General features: G+C 61.3%; 18 protein-coding genes. 8 read left to right on the forward strand and 10 right to left on the reverse strand.

The genetic code is table 11. From position 1 onward, the window contains the following. Nucleotides 1-72 precede the first annotated feature (72 nt). From XH83_RS25820 to XH83_RS25845, 6 genes are all read right to left on the reverse strand, one after another. Nucleotides 73-273, reverse strand: coding sequence for a hypothetical protein (locus tag XH83_RS25820; RefSeq protein WP_194403509.1), 201 nt, complete (start codon nt 271-273; stop codon nt 73-75). Then, nucleotides 270-713 carry a hypothetical protein gene (locus XH83_RS25825; protein ID WP_371746146.1) on the reverse strand — a complete coding sequence of 148 codons (444 nt, stop codon included), beginning with the start codon at nt 711-713 and terminating at the stop codon, nt 270-272. Before XH83_RS25825 ends, XH83_RS25820 begins: the two co-directional genes overlap by 4 nt. 160 nt (nt 714-873) lie before the next feature. Next, entirely contained in the window at nt 874-1,218 is a 345-nt protein-coding gene (locus tag XH83_RS25830; protein ID WP_194403510.1) for a response regulator, read from the reverse strand. 552 nt (nt 1,219-1,770) lie between these two features. Continuing rightward, entirely contained in the window at nt 1,771-2,130 is a 360-nt protein-coding gene (locus tag XH83_RS25835) for a hypothetical protein (protein WP_194403511.1), read from the reverse strand. Between the two features lie 164 nt (nt 2,131-2,294). Next, on the reverse strand, nt 2,295-2,519 hold the full coding sequence (locus XH83_RS25840) for a hypothetical protein (protein WP_194403512.1): 225 nt from the start codon (nt 2,517-2,519) through the stop codon (nt 2,295-2,297). Nucleotides 2,520-2,774: 255 nt separating this feature from the next. Beyond that, the gene (locus XH83_RS25845) at nt 2,775-2,963 is read right to left on the reverse strand and encodes a DUF3606 domain-containing protein (RefSeq protein WP_194403513.1); all 189 of its coding nucleotides are present in this window, start codon (nt 2,961-2,963) and stop codon (nt 2,775-2,777) included. 134 nt (nt 2,964-3,097) lie between these two features. Between XH83_RS25845 and ligD the strand changes: the two genes are divergently transcribed. From ligD to XH83_RS25865, 4 genes are all read left to right on the forward strand, one after another. Further along, nucleotides 3,098-4,021: a non-homologous end-joining DNA ligase gene (ligD, locus tag XH83_RS25850; RefSeq protein WP_194403514.1), complete on the forward strand. Its 924-nt coding sequence runs from the start codon at nt 3,098-3,100 to the stop codon at nt 4,019-4,021. Between the two features lie 528 nt (nt 4,022-4,549). After that, a complete protein-coding gene (locus XH83_RS25855; RefSeq protein WP_194403515.1) occupies nt 4,550-4,963 on the forward strand; it encodes a hypothetical protein in 414 nt (137 codons plus the stop codon). 15 nt (nt 4,964-4,978) lie between these two features. Continuing rightward, on the forward strand, nt 4,979-5,644 hold the full coding sequence (locus XH83_RS25860; protein ID WP_194403516.1) for an SOS response-associated peptidase: 666 nt from the start codon (nt 4,979-4,981) through the stop codon (nt 5,642-5,644). A 313-nt stretch (nt 5,645-5,957) separates the two neighbouring features. After that, nucleotides 5,958-7,040: a hypothetical protein gene (locus XH83_RS25865; protein ID WP_194403517.1), complete on the forward strand. Its 1,083-nt coding sequence runs from the start codon at nt 5,958-5,960 to the stop codon at nt 7,038-7,040. Between the two features lie 133 nt (nt 7,041-7,173). Here XH83_RS25865 and XH83_RS25870 read toward each other — a convergent pair whose 3' ends face one another. Both XH83_RS25870 and XH83_RS25875 read right to left on the reverse strand, forming a co-directional pair. Then, on the reverse strand, nt 7,174-9,918 hold the full coding sequence (locus tag XH83_RS25870; protein ID WP_194403518.1) for an EAL domain-containing protein: 2,745 nt from the start codon (nt 9,916-9,918) through the stop codon (nt 7,174-7,176). Nucleotides 9,919-9,976: 58 nt separating this feature from the next. Further along, entirely contained in the window at nt 9,977-11,284 is a 1,308-nt protein-coding gene (locus tag XH83_RS25875) for a FecR family protein (protein WP_194403519.1), read from the reverse strand. Nucleotides 11,285-11,414: 130 nt separating this feature from the next. Here XH83_RS25875 and XH83_RS25880 point away from each other — a divergent pair, with 130 nt between their 5' ends. The 3 genes from XH83_RS25880 (at nt 11,415) to XH83_RS25890 (ending at nt 14,803) form a co-directional block, all read left to right on the forward strand. Beyond that, nucleotides 11,415-13,211 carry a ShlB/FhaC/HecB family hemolysin secretion/activation protein gene (locus tag XH83_RS25880; RefSeq protein ID WP_194403520.1) on the forward strand — a complete coding sequence of 599 codons (1,797 nt, stop codon included), beginning with the start codon at nt 11,415-11,417 and terminating at the stop codon, nt 13,209-13,211. Nucleotides 13,212-13,364: 153 nt separating this feature from the next. Continuing rightward, nucleotides 13,365-14,195: an alpha/beta fold hydrolase gene (locus XH83_RS25885; RefSeq protein ID WP_194403521.1), complete on the forward strand. Its 831-nt coding sequence runs from the start codon at nt 13,365-13,367 to the stop codon at nt 14,193-14,195. Nucleotides 14,196-14,485: 290 nt separating this feature from the next. After that, nucleotides 14,486-14,803 (forward strand): cytochrome c, encoded by a 318-nt coding sequence (locus XH83_RS25890; protein ID WP_194403522.1) that lies wholly within the window; start codon nt 14,486-14,488, stop codon nt 14,801-14,803. A gap of 176 nt (nt 14,804-14,979) precedes the next feature. Here the strand turns inward: XH83_RS25890 and XH83_RS25895 are convergent, their stop codons facing one another. Together XH83_RS25895 and XH83_RS25900 are read right to left on the reverse strand one after the other, a co-directional pair. Beyond that, a complete protein-coding gene (locus XH83_RS25895; RefSeq protein ID WP_094972645.1) occupies nt 14,980-15,321 on the reverse strand; it encodes a phasin in 342 nt (113 codons plus the stop codon). Nucleotides 15,322-15,462: 141 nt separating this feature from the next. After that, the gene (locus XH83_RS25900; protein ID WP_194403523.1) at nt 15,463-15,648 is read right to left on the reverse strand and encodes a hypothetical protein; all 186 of its coding nucleotides are present in this window, start codon (nt 15,646-15,648) and stop codon (nt 15,463-15,465) included. A 641-nt stretch (nt 15,649-16,289) separates the two neighbouring features. On the opposite strand from XH83_RS25900, the gene XH83_RS25905 reads away from it, so the two are divergent. Then, a complete protein-coding gene (locus XH83_RS25905) occupies nt 16,290-16,646 on the forward strand; it encodes a hypothetical protein (protein ID WP_194403524.1) in 357 nt (118 codons plus the stop codon). The last annotated feature ends 32 nt before the right edge of the window (nt 16,647-16,678 follow it).

The raw sequence follows: 16,678 nt of genomic DNA on the forward strand, positions 1-16,678 counted from the left end.
ACGCACCCTCGGCGAGCGTCCAAACGCCTCATTAATACGGAAGCCCGCGGCATCCCCGCGGGCTTTCCCAGTTCAAGTGTTGGATACCCGACGTAGTATCCGGATGTTGCGTCGCTCATCGCTTTCCGGTGAGACCGCTTTAAGCGGCGGGTCCAGCACCGCCGGGGGTCTCTCCGGCTTGTACGCAAGCGCCTCCATGATCCATTTCGGCCATTCCGGTTCTGGGTTCGGCGCAACACGCGGTTGAAGCAGCTTCTGAAGGATGTCGCTCATGCCTGCTCCTGTGAATTCAGCCAACTCTCTTCATAGGCCGCTTCGGAATCGCATATCCCGCCAAGGCTCCCGAGAACGCTGATCGGCACGCGCTGCCCGGTCTCCTCGATCTGCGCTTCCATGATCACGTTGTCGCGGGGACGAACGATAACCCGCTCGATGCGGTGAACAAACTCGACGGGCTTCCCGTCTTCGCCGGACACCGGCTGCAGCGCCTTGCCCCAGCCGCGATCGAAAATGAGGCTCGCCGCGGCGACGCGGGCATGGGCCGGCGCTTCCTTGTCACGCATGACCTGCACGAGAGTTCGCATGGCAAGGGCGGTATGCGTCCGTGCCAAGGACTTGATTTCGGTCAGCGTGCGTTGCTTTACCGCTCGCCGAGCGGCGGCCCTCGCGAGCGCGTTCTGGGACAAAAGGTTGATATTCACTGGGTCAGTCATCTGGAAAATTCCTTTCAAAACACTTATGTCGTTTTGGGATCGAGACGCAAAAAACCCGCGGCGGAATTTCCGGCGCGGGCTCAAAACAAAACTCGTCTCGATGATGCTATTCTGTCGGTGTTTTGCCCGACGTGTCAATCACAAGAATGACGAATCGGTGTCAGCCCAAGAGCAATTTCAAACAGCGCTCAAGCTCTTCAAGCGGAAATGGCTTTCGTAGAACAAGACTGTTTTTGAAATTCTCAGGCAAACCCTTCGATCCATACCCGGTAGCGAATGCGAATGGAACGCCTCTGCTTTGCAGAGCTTCTGCAATCGGTCCGGAGCTATCGGCGCCAAGCTGCACGTCCAGGATGGCGGCGTGGATGTCTGGTGCACCCGCGAGCTGCAAACCGCCTGCCAGATCGCCGGCCTCCCCAACTAAAGAATGGCCAAGCTCGGCTAGCATGTCCGCAATCATCATGCGGATGAGCGTTTCGTCTTCAATTAGGAGCACCGAAGCCACATCGACTCCTCATTTGCGTCCCTCCTTGTCAGAACTGCCACGACTGCGCACCGCAGCGTTCGCAACGAAACATGTGGATTGTTTCGCCGGTCGTTCAATTTAGCATCGGAGTCAAAAGCTTGGGAAGGTACCGCATCGCCGGCGCTGCGACACAACTCAGAGATTTCTTATCCATTGTCTCCCGCCGCATCCCGGGAGCCTGCACGACGTTTCAATTGTGGAACAAATGATTTTGACCTGAGTTCTCGTCAAGCTTGGTCATAGAAAATTGTGCAATGCAGAGAGGACGAATGTGCGCAGTTCGTCGTCGCGTAAAGCAAGTTAAGTCCTTTAGAGAACGTCTTATCGAGGAGGCCGCGAAGTTCAGGGCAGCGGCTGAGGAGCTGCCGCCTGGCACCCAACGCGAGCTTCTCATGAGGCGCGTTCATCAATCGGAAAGAGCGTTGGAAATTTCTGATTTGCTGGCCAAGCCGAAAAGCTCGCCTCCAGTACTTGACCATGCCCGCGGGGCAACTAACGCAGCTTCGCATCTTACGCCGTCAGTCCCAGTATTTAAGCCGCGCCGAGTAGAGGAAGGGCTAGCTGAAGTCCAAATGACCGCGTCGCGTTTGCTTCGACGAACGCCTGCAAAGCCGGAGTGATCTCGGCGTTTCGGGCGAGAGCCTCTGCCAGCTCGTCTGCAATCTCGCTGGTCGCGTCGCGCGCGTGGCCCTCGATCGCATTGAAAATCACGATCCGCACCGGATAGGCGTACTGGCCGGAAAGCAGATCGCGAATGATGGTCTCGCGGTCGGTGTCCTGTTCATCGGTCTCGCGCCAGGAGCAGCCGGCACGTGCGCCAAAATCTTCGAGCACCAAATAGATGTCGCGGTCGAGGCGATTGGTTGGGACGATCGAGGGCGATGAACGCATACGCTTACTCCGAAACTGCGCGTTGGCGGAGAGACGGCCCCGGCGTCGCAGGGGATGGGGGGTATGGCCGGGGCCGCTCCGCCAACTCGGCGGCGAGCCGGCAGCAACTCAATTCCGCTGCAAATGCTACAGTTCCTGAGTTGCGGAGATTCTTGTTGGCGCAATCAGACCAATCTGAACCTGTCTAAAGGAGCTTCGTGGACACGCTCGCCATCCGCATCGGTGACTAGCACCTTGTAGCCTTTGCCTCTCAGCTCGGGCCGCACTACTGATAACTCCTGCGCAAGGCGGTCCGCGACTTCAATGGCCATCGACTCGTCTTCGAGCAATTGTCCGCCCTGATCAGCAACGGTTGTGCTATCGATCAAATCGAAATGGTAGCGAGGCATAGGACCGGCCTGAGGCTTCAATCGTTCATAGAAAGATAAGCTAGGAATCTGGTACTTAGGAATCTCGCAACAAGGCGAGGTGATTCGATGCTGGGAATGATCTTGATCATGGCCCTCGTCGGGACGGTGTTGATCGGAGGCACCGTGATTATCTTCGAGTGGCGAGCACTGGTCGGATATTGGCACCTCAAGGCCAAACGCTGACACTCCGCTCGGTCAGCGTCCGCCTGCAAACCTTCAGCCTAAAGGCGAAGCTCAGCGCCCCTTCAGCTTCCGCTCTACTTTCTTCCGGCTGCCGCCGACCTTCTTAACCGCCTTCTTCACGGCGGATGCCGAGCGGCCCGTCTTCTTTGCCTCGTAGCTGACTTCATACTTCTGTCCGCCCGCGACGCGCGCGCGGTCCTGCTTGCGACCGCGAGCGGTCTGCTTCTTTGCTTTAGCCATAGTGCACCTCCATGCACTGCGAAAACGACAGAGGATTCAGTTGGTTCCTAAAACCTCTCCGCAGCGGCGACGCGCCCGGAACGAATCGGCGCAGAAAGATTCGAATCAAAGAGTTTGTTGCGTGGAGTTGTTAGGTGGCGTCTCAGCGTCAGCGGAAGTCCCCGGCGATCGGCGTCAAGGCGCCGTTGCCGCGCTTTATCGAACCGGCCTTGGCTTCCTCCGTCGAGAGGGTGCCGTCCGGGGAGCGGTGGATTCACGAAATCAAGTTCGACGGTTATCGCGTCCAGCTTCACTTGGCCAACGAGGCGGTCACCATCTACACCCGGCGCGGCCACGATTGGACCAAGCGTTTCAAGAAAGTCGCCGATGACGCTTGGCACATCAAGGCGGGCTCGGCTGTCATCGACGGCGAAGTCGTCGTCCCCGCCGCCGACGGCACGACCGATTTCTCGGTCCTGCAAAACGAGCTCAAGGGCAGGTCGACCAAGATCGTGTTGGTCGCGTTCGACCTGCTGTACCTGAACGGTCGCGACATCCGCAGCCTGCCATTGGTTCAGCGCAAGGCCGAGCTGAAGAAGATCATTTCAGGCACCGACGTACAATTCAGCGAAAGCTTCGAGCTGGACGGGCGCGAGATGTTCGCCCATGCCTGCAAGGTCGGGCTTGAAGGCGTGGTCTCCAAGGTTCGTGACAGTGCTTACAACAGCAGCCGCGGCAACAATTGGGTCAAGACGACCTGCCGGCAGCGCGAGACCCTGACCATCGCGGGCTTCGCGCTCGACGAAGGCAAATGGGACGGCATCTATCTCGGCCGCCGCAAGGGCGATGACCTCGTCTACGCGGGCAAGGTTGACCACGGGTTCGACAAGACGTCAGCCGCCGAATTGCAGAAGCGCCTGGAGCCGCTGCGCCGCAGAACGCAGCCTTACGCAAAGCGTATCGCGCACAAGGGCATCTGGGTCGAACCGAAGCTGTTGGCCGAGGTCGAGTACCGCGCCAAGTCCGCCGAGGGTAAGGTGCGGCATCCATTCTTCAAGGGATTGCGGGAGGACCTTTGATGCAGCATTGCGCGCAATGCGACGATCAGCGCTGGGTTTGCGAGAATCATCCGGACAGGCCCGCGTTCGGGCCGCGCGCCTGCGAGTGCGGGGCAGGAATGCCTTGCCTCGTCTGCAATCGAGCGGACGCGTCCAACCCGCCAGCCATGCCGCCTGGCTATCGACCCGATCCTTTGGATGAGGACCTTGGAGATGACTGAGAGGCACGCCGCCCTAGTCGCGGGGATGCGGGTTTTCTGCGCCAGTAATTGCGACACCAATGTCGCAACGGACGTCTGGGATCTCGGATGCGGGGCCGGCGAAATCCGCTGCCTCGAATGCGGGGGCGACGGCAACTGGGGAAAGTTCGCACCAGAGATTGTCGGACCAGATTGCGCTTGCGCTGATTGCAAAGGGACAGGTCGACAGTTGGTGAGCATCTGACGATCTTCTTTTCCACAGCCACGATGGGCAGTGGCTGGCCGCCCTGCCCGCCTACTAGGAATCGATAATTTGCCAACGCAGTTGGCTCATGGCCTTGATGATCGGATGTCCACGAAGTCGCGCCAATACCTCTTCGGCACTCAGATCAAGATGTCGGCCGAGCGGGCGAGGGACGCGCGCAAAGAGGCCGATAAGCTGGCCTGCGAGGCGTGGAATTACCGCATGCTCGGCTACAAAGGTCCAGCGCAACCATCGCCGACGATTGGCGATGCGATCAATGGAGGATATCCCTACCTTGAGGTCCGCTGCCTTGGCTGCGACACCAATCAGACTGTCGCGCTGGACATCATTCGACGTGTGAAGACGACCCCGATCCATGAACTCGAACGCTACATGCGCTGCAAGGACTGTACGCAATTGCGAGGTTACGCGTACAAGCGCAGTACGCTTGTAGCGCTGAGGCCGACAAAGATTTCGGCCAGTGACCCGCCCTCGATCTGGTGGCCGGGCGAGCGATAAGGCAAAATCTGCTTCATGTGCAATCTCTATTCGATCACGACAAATCAGGCCGCCATTGCCGACCTCTTCCGCATCGTCCGGCGCTACGAAGGCAACCTGCCGCCAATGCCGGGCGTGTTTCCGGATTACCCTGCCCCGGTCATTCGCGACGCGGGTGGCGAGCGCGAGCTGGTCATGATGCGCTGGGGCATGCCGCCGCCCCCGCGAACCGGCGGCCCGCCGGTGACGAACATCCGCAACACCGCCTCGCCGCACTGGCGTGCCTGGCTCAAGCCGGAGCACCGGTGCCTCGTGCCCGTCAACAGCTTTGCCGAGTACGCGCCCGAGCCGAACCCGGAGACGAAGAAGAAGGACGTGGTGTGGTTCGCGCTTGCGGAGGCACGCCCGCTGTTTGCATTCGCCGGCATCTGGACGACGTTCAACGGCGATCGCGGCACGAAGTCGAAGCCTGTGCCGGGGCCGCATCAGGTGTATGGGTTTCTCACAACAAGCCCAAACTCTATCGTCGAGCCAATTCATCCGAAAGCGATGCCGGTGATCCTGACTTCGCCCGAGGAGTGGGACCTGTGGTTGCGTGCGCCGTGGGACGAAGCAAAATCCTTGCAGCGTCCGCTCCCTGATAACGAACTAAAGATTGTCGTCCGTGGGAGTAACAAGGAAGACACCCGAGGGCAATCCTAGACTCATAAATCCGCTATGTCCGCTGATCTCTCGGTAGCGGCGCGAAAGCGGACATTTGCGTGTGGTCTGGGAAGGGCCAACAGCAGACCTTCCTGTCAGTGGGTCGATCATGGTTTCTTAACCTAAACGAGTCTTCCGCTGGCCATAAGAAGGTATCAATCTCCGCGTGCGATAGCATTTGCTGGCCCCCAAATTTGTCCCATCGGAACCTCATCTTTTGCGCAAATTCATAACAGTAATTGCTGGTCTCCTGATACTCGCCGCTGGGATGACTACGGCGCTGCCTAAGGTGCTATCGGTCCTGCGAAAGCCGTTGTCGCAGACCTACGTCAAGGACAACGGCTACTTCTACCGGCTGAAGGCAAACTTCGAGATAAAGGAAACCGGAGAACGGCTTACATTCGACTACGTCGTGGCTTGCAATCTCAGGATAACGCGATCCCGATCTGCAGGATTGTCAGACGACTCCAGCATCCACCCGAGGGCGATGGTCATGGCAACACGCGATGGCCACGCTGTAATGATCCGGACCTTGCACCTTTGCAGCGGCTCAACCACCGAAAACGGAATGGTTCCGCCGGATGTACTACCGCTGGCGGTCTGGTTCGATGATGTCGGCGATCTATCTGCGGGAGTGGGTTATCTCTCGGAGGATGCGTATGACAATCCGCTCAGCCGGCTAAAATTTTTCGGGGCGCGGATCGAGCAGGCGACCCGGGAAGACTGGGAAACGTGGCGAGAGAAATCAGCGACGCAGTATGTGCAGAGGGGAGTATTGCCTGGCCCTTGGGGCTATGACTTTCCTAATCAAGCGCCGCCAGAACTCGGCCAATATATTTCGAGCTGCTGGACTTACGTTCGGCTCAAACTGCCCGAAGAACTGCGCGTCAAGCTTCGCGAACTGTGGCCGCAAGACAGACCACGGTACTGGACGATGCCAACGGAAACGGAGCGGTCAACGCTAGGCGAGATTGTTTGGACATACAGCCGTGAGCGCTCGTCAAGCGGCGATGTCCACAGCGGACAGCCACTGCGCAGCGGACAGATCGTGCAGATCCCACCGCACGTTCCTAGTTCTTGGCCATCTGAGATGTATCCACTAATGTGGCGCGGCCTCACATCAGTCTTTCCAATGAGGAAATCCGCACTCGGCAACGATAGCGATTTCATTCTTAATCTCGAATATCGGGATGGAGCTACGAACGGTTTCGGCGCCTGCCAGGATGCACGTGCCGATCTGGAATACAGGATCCCGGCATCATCAGCCGCACCGGTCTTTGAAGTCGACGGCATGGTCGTCAAGCAACTCGATCGGAAAATACCTGTACTATCTATTCCCCAATATGTTGCGGAGCGCGACGAAGCTGTGTTCTTCTGGAGATGGCAGAATTTCTAGAACGTTCAATCAGACTTTGTCCGCTACGGGTCAAAAGCAGCGGTACGGAAGGCGCAGTGCAGCGTCCGGCTCTCCGCCAACAACCGACATTGTGACGACCTCAGCGATGCTCGGTTAACGCCCAAGCAGCCGCTCAGGCCGCGCTGACAGAATCGAGCTCCGCCGCCAGCAGGAACTGCTTTTCGAACGCCCCAGCAGGCATCGGGCGTCCGAAGAAATAGCCCTGCCCTTCCTCACATCCCATGCTGACCAGGAAGTCGGCGGTTGCGCGGTCTTCGATGCCTTCAGCCACGACCGTGAGGCCGAGCTGCTTGCTGAGCCCGATGGTCGAGCCGACGATCGCGGCATCGTCGGAATTGGCGAGCAGGCCGAACACGAACGACCGGTCGATCTTGAGGCCGTCGAGCGGAAACTTCTTCAGATAGCTCAGGCTCGCATAACCGGTGCCGAAATCGTCGAACAGGACGCGGACACCCAATTGCTGGATCCGCTTGAACATGTCGAGCACGCGACTTTCGTCATTGAGCAGAATGTCTTCGGTGACCTCGATCTCGAGCAATGACGGCGTCAGCCCCGTGGCCTCGAGCAATGCCTGAACCGAATGGGCGAGATCGCCGGAATGAAGCTGCGAGGGCGAGAGGTTGATCGCGACACGCACGCCGTTACCCGACAGCTCCCAGTCACGCGCCTGACGGCACGCGGTCACCATCACCCAGTTCGCGATCCGCTCCGAGAGTGCCGAGGTGTTGACCACTGGCATGAACTCTCCAGGAGAGACATAGCCGCGCACCGGATGCCGCCAACGGATGAGCGCTTCGGCGCCGACAAGGCTGCCGTCGATCAGGCGAACCTGGGGCTGGTAGAACAGCTCGAACTCACCGCGATCCGCGGCGAGCGCCAGCTCGCTCTCCAGCGTCAGCCGGTTCTCCAGCTCCTGCCTGATCGCAGCCTCGAACAGCACATGGCCGCCCCGCCGCGTCGCCTTGGCACGGCTGAGCGCGAGATGGCCATTGCTCAGGAGATCGTCGGCCTTGTGTCCGCCTTCAGGATAGACGGCAACTCCGATGCTGATCCTGACGCGGTGCTGCCGCGTGCCCGTCGCAAGCGGCGTTTCGAACGCGTGTGCAATCCGCTCGGCGAACGCCGCGATCGGTTCACCAGCCTCCGCGCAATCGAGCGCGATGGCGAATTCGTCGCCGCCGAGCCGGGCAACGACCGCCTTGCCATCGACTTCGATCCGGAGACGCTCGGCGACGGCCCGCAACACGAGGTCACCGGCCGAATGCCCAAGCATGTCGTTGATTCGCTGGAAGCCGTCGAGCCCGATCACGAGCAAGGCAACCTCATGAGGCTCTCGCTCCGCATCCGCAATCATGCCGGCCAATCCGGCATGCAGCGTGTTGCGGTTGGCAAGACCGGTCAGCGCGTCATATTCGGCGAAATATTTGACGCGTTCGGCCTCGCGCTTGCGGACCGAGATATCGCGCAGGATCGCACCGTATTGAAAGCCATCCGTTCCCTGCCAACCCGAGAAGCTCGCCTCGACGGGAAAGGTTTCACCAGACTTGCGCCGGCCCTCGAACTCGACGACGACCGCTCCGCCCGGAACGAGCAGCGCCTGGCGCGCGGCGTCGTGCATGGAGGGTCCCGTGTTGCCGTCCGCCGGCACGGCGCAAAGCGTTTCGAACGGGCGGCCGATCATCTCGGCCGGCGTGTAGCCAAAGATCGCGCTCGCGCCGGGATTCCAGACGGTGATCCGGTGATCCTCGTCGGTGCAGACGAGACCGTCGCCGAGCGACATCGCGATGCGGTGAAAGCGGCTCTCGGCAATGCGGCCGAGCAGACCGCGGAAATCGATTTCGTCCAGCGCAATTGCAGTCAGGTAGGCGACGATCGCGATGTGGAACAGCGACGTGTCGATGACGAGGGGCCATCTCGCCTGGACGAGAACTGCGGCCGATCCCATGGCTGCCCCGGAAGCGACGAGCGCTGCAACGCGAATTCCCGGCCCGAAGCGGCGCCACGAATACATCATCAGCAGGGAGATCAATCCCAGCGCGATTATCATCCCGATATCGGACGTCCAGCGCAACATCCGGCCCTGCAGGATCGATTCCGCGGCCAGCGCCTGGAGCACCGGCCCCGAGACGATCTTGCCGTTGGGAACGCTGAAGCGGTCACCGAGCTCGAGCGCGGTGGCGCCGACGATGACCTTCTTGCCTTTCAGCTTATCGAGAGCCACGGGATCGCCGCGCAGCACGTCGACGTAAGAGATGGTTGGAATGGAGGCTGCACGGATGCTGAAATCGATCAGGAAGGGCGGCCGCCGGTTGGCATCCTGCCCGGCCAGCACGACGGCCATCGAGGGCATCAGGGTATCGCCGATCTTCTCGCCGACCGGATAGCGGCGCACCAGTCCGTCGGATTCGACTGCGACGTTCACCATCGCGGGCCAGGACTGGTTGCTGAACGGCTTCAGGGGGCGATTGACGTGGGCCGGGCCACCGTTCGGCGTCGGCTGCTTGAAGGACGGCAGAATGGTCGAGCCGCCGGCATCGCGAAGCGCCTTGACGAAAGCCTCGTCGGACGCCGGGTCCGATGGCGAACTGAAGTCGACATCGAAGGCGATGTCGCTCGCGCCCGCAGCTTCGAGCCGGCGCAGCAGGTCTGCGTGAAGCCGGCGCGGCCAGGGCCACACGCCGATCTGATCGATGGAGGGTGCGTCGATGGCGACCACCACGACCTTGCCGCTGGCCTCACGTGATTGCCAGGCGAACCGTAGATCGGTCAGCGCGTTGCGAAGCGCACCATGCCATCCCGTGGACAGCACGATCGCAAGCGCGATCATGACGAGAATATGCGGCCGATAGCGTTTCACCCGATCCACCCCACGCCCCGCTTCTGCAGGTGCGCCCCTCATCCCCTAGTAAATGTCCTCAATGTCGGCCGTGGGCGACGCCATGGCCATTGCTGCCGTTGCCGCCGCCATTGCCGTTGCCATTGCCGTTGTTGCCCCTGCCGTTGCCGGTGGCGCCATTGTTGCCGTTGCCGTTGCCGTTATTTCCGTTGTTGCCGCCGTTGCCGTTGTTACCGTTGTTGCCGTTGTTGCCGTTGTTGCCGCTGTTGCCGTTGTTGCCGTTGTTGCCGTTGTTGCCGTTGTTGCCGTTGTTGCCGTTGTTGCCGTTGCCACCGCCATTTCCGTTGTTGGCGCCGGGGCTGTCGCTCGATGCGCCGGCTGTTGCTGCAGCGATGGCCGCGGCTGCATTCGACGCGCTGTTGCCGGCCCCCGCGCCTCCGCTGTTGGACGCGCCCGTGCCGGCCTTGCTGTCGTTCCAGACCGTCTCGGTTCCGGCGTTGGCGTTCGCCCTGCGCACCTGACCGGGAGCATCGACGCCATGGGCGAGCCCACGCGTCACCTTGTGGACGTTCAGCTTGACCTCGCCGAGCGAGCTCGAAATCCGCACGACGCCGGCTTTGGCACCATGATGTCCCGCCGCCTGATGCGTCTGCTTCGAAGCAGCGGCTGCCTTGGTCCCCTTGTCGATCGGACCGAGCGCATGGATTGCACGGCCGTTCGCGGCATTGCGCGGCGCGGTCAGGCCCGACTTCGGGACCGGAATGCGCTCGATCGAGGGAGCGCGCGGCTTGCCGTGCTCGATCGGGTTGAACGTTCCTGGACCGCTCAGGCTGATCCCGGCCTTGCCATGCTCGAAAACCGTGGCCGCCTGATCTGGCATGACCTGGGCGATCTGCCCCGTCCTGAAGTCGGCGACCTCGACCTGGCCGCGGAGCACGCCGACCTTGGTGCTGCCGGCACCCACGGTGACGCTGAACTTCGTTCCCTTGACCACGGCGGCGAGATAGGGCGTCTCGACCTCGAAGTGCTTGACGTTGCGCTTCTCGACTTCGAGCAGGATCTGCCCCGCCTGCTGGATGATCGTGGTCGAGAGCCCCTCCTTCTTCTCGGCGGGCAAGCCGACCACCGAGTTGGGAGAGATCAGAATCGTTTCCTCGCCGCGGACGAGCAGCACCCGGCCATTGCGGCCGGTGCGGATGGTATTGCCCGGCTTGAGCGTCTCGTCCTGGTTCAGCGAGATCTGTTGCGCGCCGTCGGCAGCGACCCATACCTCACCACTGGCCTTGCTGATCGACCAGACGCCATCCTCCGCAGCGAACGCGCCGGAAGCCGTTCCAAGCGCCAGCGCCGCCACGAAGGCACACCGCATTCCAACTCTGCCGAGCATGACGATCCTCAGTCCGCGTTACAGCCAGGCGTGAGGGGTATCCGAAATCACTCAAGATAGAATTAGCGGGAAGCGACCAGCCAAGCGGCCGGATTAACCAATCATTGACCATAAAAAACTATGAAAAATCATGCGCCTAATGATCCCTTACCGTCGCAGGGCAACATCTCCGTCGAACTACGGGGAAAGCTTCGCTGGGTGCATTGGAAAGCGGCATCTGGCCACCGCGCTGACCCTGTTGGTGCCAATCCTCGCCGGAGTTTCGCCGGCGTTGGCACAACAGGCGAACCAGCCTGGCTTCGATCCGCGCCAGCCCGAGAAATACTTTGAAAACCAAACCGAACGGGAAACGCTGAACCGCCCGCCGGTCAGCCTGCCGACGGTTGGCCAGCCCAACACCGGCGGCGATACCAGGCCGCAATTCGTCCTGCGCGGCGTGCACGTCGGCGGTGCCCACGCCGTCTCCCACGATCGCATTGCCGCAGTCTATCAACCCTATCTCGGCAAGAACGTCTCGCAGGCGGATCTCGCCGGGATCGCCGGCGCGATCAGCGATCTCTACCGCGCCGACGGCTTCCATCTGAGCCGGGCGATCGTGCCGCCGCAGGACATTGCCGACGGCCGGGTCCGGATCCAGGTGATCGAAGGTGCCATCGTGCAGGTCGAGCTGAAAGGCGACGGCGCCGACCAGTTCGGCGTCAGGCCGATGCTCGGGCCGGTTCTCGCCGAGCAGCCGTCGCGCCTCCCGACACTCGAGCGCCAGCTCTTCCTCATCAATGGCAGGCCGGGCGTTCGGATCACCGACAGCGCGCTGGAAGAGATCGGCAGCGGGTCCGGCCGCTTCCGTCTCACCGTCTATTTGAAGACCTGGCACGTCTTCTCCTCGTTCGGCCTGGACAATCTCGGATCGTCCTCTGTGGGCCCCTGGCAGACCTACGCCACTGGCGCGTTCAACTCCTACCTCACGCCCGGAGACACGCTGGCCGTCAACCTGTCGACGATTGCCAACGATCCTCGCGAGCTCGGCTTTGCGCGGCTGTCCTATGACGCGCCTGTCGGCGTCGACGGCATACGCCTCGGCGCTTCCGCTCTGTACAGCGCGGTCCGACCGGGCGATGCCCGTCGCCTCGACAGCGACATCACGACGACCGAGGCCTTCGAGCTGCGGGCCAGCATCATTCCGCTGCAATCACAATCTTCTACGCTCACGCTGACTGCGGCGACGACCTTCAGCAATGTGTCCGAGCACGACCTCTACGGCTCCTGGTACAACGACCACATCAGGACCGCGAGCCTGACCGCCGACTACAGACTGCAGGATCACTTCGGCGGCACCAATTTCGCGACGCTGACCTACCGCCAGGGCCTCGACGTCTTCGGTGCCTCGCATTTCGGCGACGATCTGCTGTCGCGCGACGGCGCCTCCTCGAACTTCTCGGTGCTGAACCTCTGGTTCACGCGCTACCAGACACTCAACGACGCCTGGTCGCTCAAGCTGGCGGCGGCGAGCCAGACGGCATCGCGGCCGCTGTTCACCTCGCAGCAATTCTATCTCGGCGGCGCGGCCTTCGGCCGGGGTTATGGCGCAGCCGAGATCAGCGGCGACAACGGCCTTGCCGGCTCGCTCGAACTGCGCTTCGACCAGAAGCTCAATTTCCGCTACTGGACCGGCTATCAGCTCTATGCCTTTGGCGACGCCGGGGCCGTCTGGAACGACGGCTACCGTTTGAGCGACGGCCTGTCGCTGACATCGGCCGGAGCCGGTGTACGCTTCTTCCTGCCAGACGATTTCCAGGCCGATCTCGGCGTGGCCGTGCCGTTGAGCTATCGGGCGCCGGACAACGAGCGCCGCAGCCCCCGCTTCCTGTTCACGCTGTCGAGCGCATTCCGGCTCTGCCCCGAACGCGGCAGGTCGGGCTGTCTCTAGCCACCCGGTCGTTTGCGCACGTCGCCCCGGCATACGGCTAGTGCAGCCTTGCTCACAGAGTTGCCTAAATTTAATCCCGTAACCTGATCACGGTCGCTCGATCCGGGAGTTCCCAATGACCATGTTCAGCGGAACGTGATTTGAGACCAAGCCATGAAGAAGGTGTTTGCAATCCTGGCGTTTCTCTGCGTCCTCGGCGTCGGGGAATATCTCCTGGTCAGCCGGTTCGCGATCCGCCATGAGACGTTGGCGCTGTTCGACGCCTCGCGGCAGCGGCCGATTTCGGTCGACCTGGCGGTACGGCGCGATTACGAGACCAAGGCCAATCTCGGCCTCTGGAAACTCCCGCTCGCCGTCATCAGTAACGGCAATACCGTCAAGGCCACCGAATATTCCTTTCTCGCCAATGTGCTTGCCGCGCGCGGCTATCTGGTCGCCAGCATCCAGCAGGACCTGCCCAGCGACCCGCCGCTGACGACCCATGTCGGCCAGCAATATGTCGGCCGGCGCGACGTCTATATCCGCTGCGAGGCCAACATTCTCTTCGTGCTGGATAAACTGAAGAGGCAGCAGGAGAACGTCGATTACGACCACATTACCCTCGTCGGCCACTCCAACGGCGGCGATGTCTCCATGTATGTCGCCCATCAGCACCCGGAGCTGGTGTCGAAAGTGATCACGCTCGACAATCTCAGGGTTCCTTTCGTGGTCAGTGACGGCATGAAGATCCTGTCGTTCCGGTCGAAGGACCCGCATTTCGTGACCGATCCAGGCGTGCTGCCGACGCCGGAGGAGGCCAAGGCGCGCGGCATCGACATCGTCCACACCGGCGCGCAGCACACGGAAATGAGCGATCGTGGCCCGAACTCGGTCAAGGAGAAGATCCAGGAGACGCTCGACCGCTTCCTGCGCGACAGCGCCAGCAGCGCGCTCGCGCCGGCCGATACGAAAAGCCCGATGATCATGAATCCGGGCGACTATTAGCCGGGAACGCTTTGCGGCAGATCAAGGCGGCTCCGAGGCGGCGGGATAGAAGACCCCCATGGCCTCGGAGAGACACGTGTCGCATTCTATCGAAAGTCTTGAGACGAAAGGCCTCGATGCAAGAAGCCTAGGCCTGCCCGCGGCGAGAATGCCGGCATTCGTACGGCATCTCTATCGCTCGGTCCGCAAGCTGCTGCGGTCGATCATCGCCCGCATTGATCTCTCACAATTTCCGGGATCGTGCTGCGGATAGGCACGGCGGACGCCAACGAATGCATGAAGGTTACCCTATGCACCAGCATTTGAGACGAATCTGCCTGCTGCTTGCCGTAACCTCCAGCGTCGGCACATCGTCTGCGCTCGCAGCCGATGCCAATCACGGTGCCGACCTCGCCAAGCGCTGGTGCGCAAGCTGCCATGTCGTCGCGAACGGCCAAACCCAGGCGAGCGCCGACGTCCCCTCCTTTGTCTCTGTCGCGCGCAAGGCAGACTTCAGCCCGGAGAGGCTTGCCTTCTTCCTGCTCGATCCGCACCCGAAGATGCCGAATTTCCCCTTGAGCCGCACCGAAGCGGGCGACATCGCGGCCTACATCGCATCGCTGCGCTAGCACGACATCGGCCACACATAGAAATCCCTGCCGGAGGACCGACAGGGACCAGTAGAAGGGACGCCGGACGGCAAACAAGGCCATCCGTAGTCCGCATGGACCTGCCCCAGCATCGCAAATGCGGATCGCGGCCACGCAAGTCCAATTTGCGGGTACGCCGTGGACAGGCGCGATAATCAGGACTTGCCCTTGCCCGGTTGCATGAGACTGCCGGTCATCTGGCGCATGTGATCTCCAGCACTGGTGAACTGGCTGCGCAGGAAATCGGATTGGATTCGCATCGCCTCCTGAAGGTCGGTGGCATGAACCAGCTTGCGCGCATGCTCAAACGCCGACTTCATGTTCTGCTCGGTGAAAACCAGGGCCTGCTTCGACACCTCCGTCCCCGCGCCTGGAACGGACGACATCGACTTGGTGGCCGCTTCGAAAAACATGCCGAATGCTTTTTCCGCCTGGTCAATCGTCTTCTCGGCCAGGTCGCGCAGTTCGGCCGGAACTTCGAGCTTCGGTTCGATCATGGTCGCACTCCTCCCGCTTTCCCTACTGAATACCACACTTGCTGGACCGCCTTCCAGCGGTCAGCCGCGGGGAAAACCTCGCCGGCGGTCCGGCTACGGCGGGAGGCGAAGAGACAGCATCAGGCCGGCGCGCGGCCGGGCTCAGGACAAGGGGTGTTCGGGAAGGGCTTCTTCGGTGGCGAGATCTTCGACCAGCTTGATGACCTCGAAACGCTGTCGCGGCGCGAGCTTCAGGAACGCGCGGAGCAGGCGCAGACTTTCGACCGTGCCGCTTGTGGGCGCGCCGAGCTTGAGCTGCAATTCAGCCGCGAAACCGAGGTTCTTCATCTCGCACCTATGACAAGCATCGGCTTTCGCAATCCGCCCAAGAACCGAACGCCGCAACAAGACGCCACAACAGGACCTATGGCGACGAACTCTCGGCCGGGTGGCCCCGGCCGGCTGGCACGCTGAACGACATGTCCAACAACCGGCTCAACCATTTGGTTGCAACTATGCCAAGGAACAACCCGTCCGGCAAGTCCAACAATGGGTGTAGTGATGCTTCGTCTGCATCGCACCACGGCAATTCCGGATAACAGGAATATCGACCGCCGTCACCCACCTGCGTCAAGAAGCTGCATAAATCACGCATACTGCCCGGACCGCTGTCAATTGGCACAACGTTTCTGCTTGTTTCCGACATGAACGGACATTGGTTGCGCATGACTTCTTCTGGAGCATACACGCATTTGTTGAGTCCGGCCCCGGCGGTTGTAACAGCGACGAAATCAAGATCGATCTCGCAAGCTGATCTCCAGCGTCCCGATCTGTGCGCGGTCGTCGCTCGTCGGCCCGGATATGTGCTGCCCATGAACCATTGTCCATGAGCGAGCGACCAAGCCGTTGCGACACGGCCACGCAGACACCGGGCGCCATGGCTGAAGACTCTTCGATTCGGGCGCGCGTCAGCACCAAAGGACGACGGCATGCTTTCTCGCTGCGATCTCATCAAGGGCGCCGCGGTCGCGCTTTTCACCCTCTCGATACAAGGCGCATGGGCCCAGGAGACCAAGATGAACCTGTTCAAGATCATCACCATCAAGGACGAAATCGTCGTCGGATTATCGGCGGAGGAACTTAAGGGGCTCGGCGGCAATGATGCGAGCGCGGTTGCGCACGCGCTCGCGCAGAAGGGCGATCTCACGGTCTGGCAATACAACGTGCATCGCGGCCCGAACGGCGAATTGCAGCAGGCGCCGACCGCCAAGATCGGGCTTCTGGCCAACGCCTCGCTCCGCGTCGAACCGTACGCGACGCCTTACCAGATCGTGCCGCATCCATAAGCAGCCGACTGGCACGCCGGCAGCCGAGGCCG

The organism is Bradyrhizobium sp. CCBAU 53351 (assembly GCF_015291745.1).
Classification (GTDB): Bacteria; Pseudomonadota; Alphaproteobacteria; order Rhizobiales; family Xanthobacteraceae; genus Bradyrhizobium.

Coding starts and splice junctions, on each gene's coding strand:
- XH83_RS25855 (WP_194403515.1), top strand. CDS start 4,550: ATGTCCACGAAGTCGCGCCAATACCTCTTCGGCACTCAGATCAAGATG.
- XH83_RS25825 (WP_371746146.1), bottom strand. CDS start 713: ATGACTGACCCAGTGAATATCAACCTTTTGTCCCAGAACGCGCTCGCG.
- XH83_RS25875 (WP_194403519.1), bottom strand. CDS start 11,284: ATGCTCGGCAGAGTTGGAATGCGGTGTGCCTTCGTGGCGGCGCTGGCG.
- XH83_RS25840 (WP_194403512.1), bottom strand. CDS start 2,519: ATGCCTCGCTACCATTTCGATTTGATCGATAGCACAACCGTTGCTGAT.
- XH83_RS25905 (WP_194403524.1), top strand. CDS start 16,290: ATGCTTTCTCGCTGCGATCTCATCAAGGGCGCCGCGGTCGCGCTTTTC.
- XH83_RS25890 (WP_194403522.1), top strand. CDS start 14,486: ATGCACCAGCATTTGAGACGAATCTGCCTGCTGCTTGCCGTAACCTCC.
- XH83_RS25860 (WP_194403516.1), top strand. CDS start 4,979: ATGTGCAATCTCTATTCGATCACGACAAATCAGGCCGCCATTGCCGAC.
- XH83_RS25820 (WP_194403509.1), bottom strand. CDS start 273: ATGAGCGACATCCTTCAGAAGCTGCTTCAACCGCGTGTTGCGCCGAAC.
- XH83_RS25900 (WP_194403523.1), bottom strand. CDS start 15,648: ATGAAGAACCTCGGTTTCGCGGCTGAATTGCAGCTCAAGCTCGGCGCG.
- XH83_RS25885 (WP_194403521.1), top strand. CDS start 13,365: ATGAAGAAGGTGTTTGCAATCCTGGCGTTTCTCTGCGTCCTCGGCGTC.
- XH83_RS25845 (WP_194403513.1), bottom strand. CDS start 2,963: ATGGCTAAAGCAAAGAAGCAGACCGCTCGCGGTCGCAAGCAGGACCGC.
- XH83_RS25880 (WP_194403520.1), top strand. CDS start 11,415: ATGCGCCTAATGATCCCTTACCGTCGCAGGGCAACATCTCCGTCGAAC.
- XH83_RS25895 (WP_094972645.1), bottom strand. CDS start 15,321: ATGATCGAACCGAAGCTCGAAGTTCCGGCCGAACTGCGCGACCTGGCC.
- XH83_RS25835 (WP_194403511.1), bottom strand. CDS start 2,130: ATGCGTTCATCGCCCTCGATCGTCCCAACCAATCGCCTCGACCGCGAC.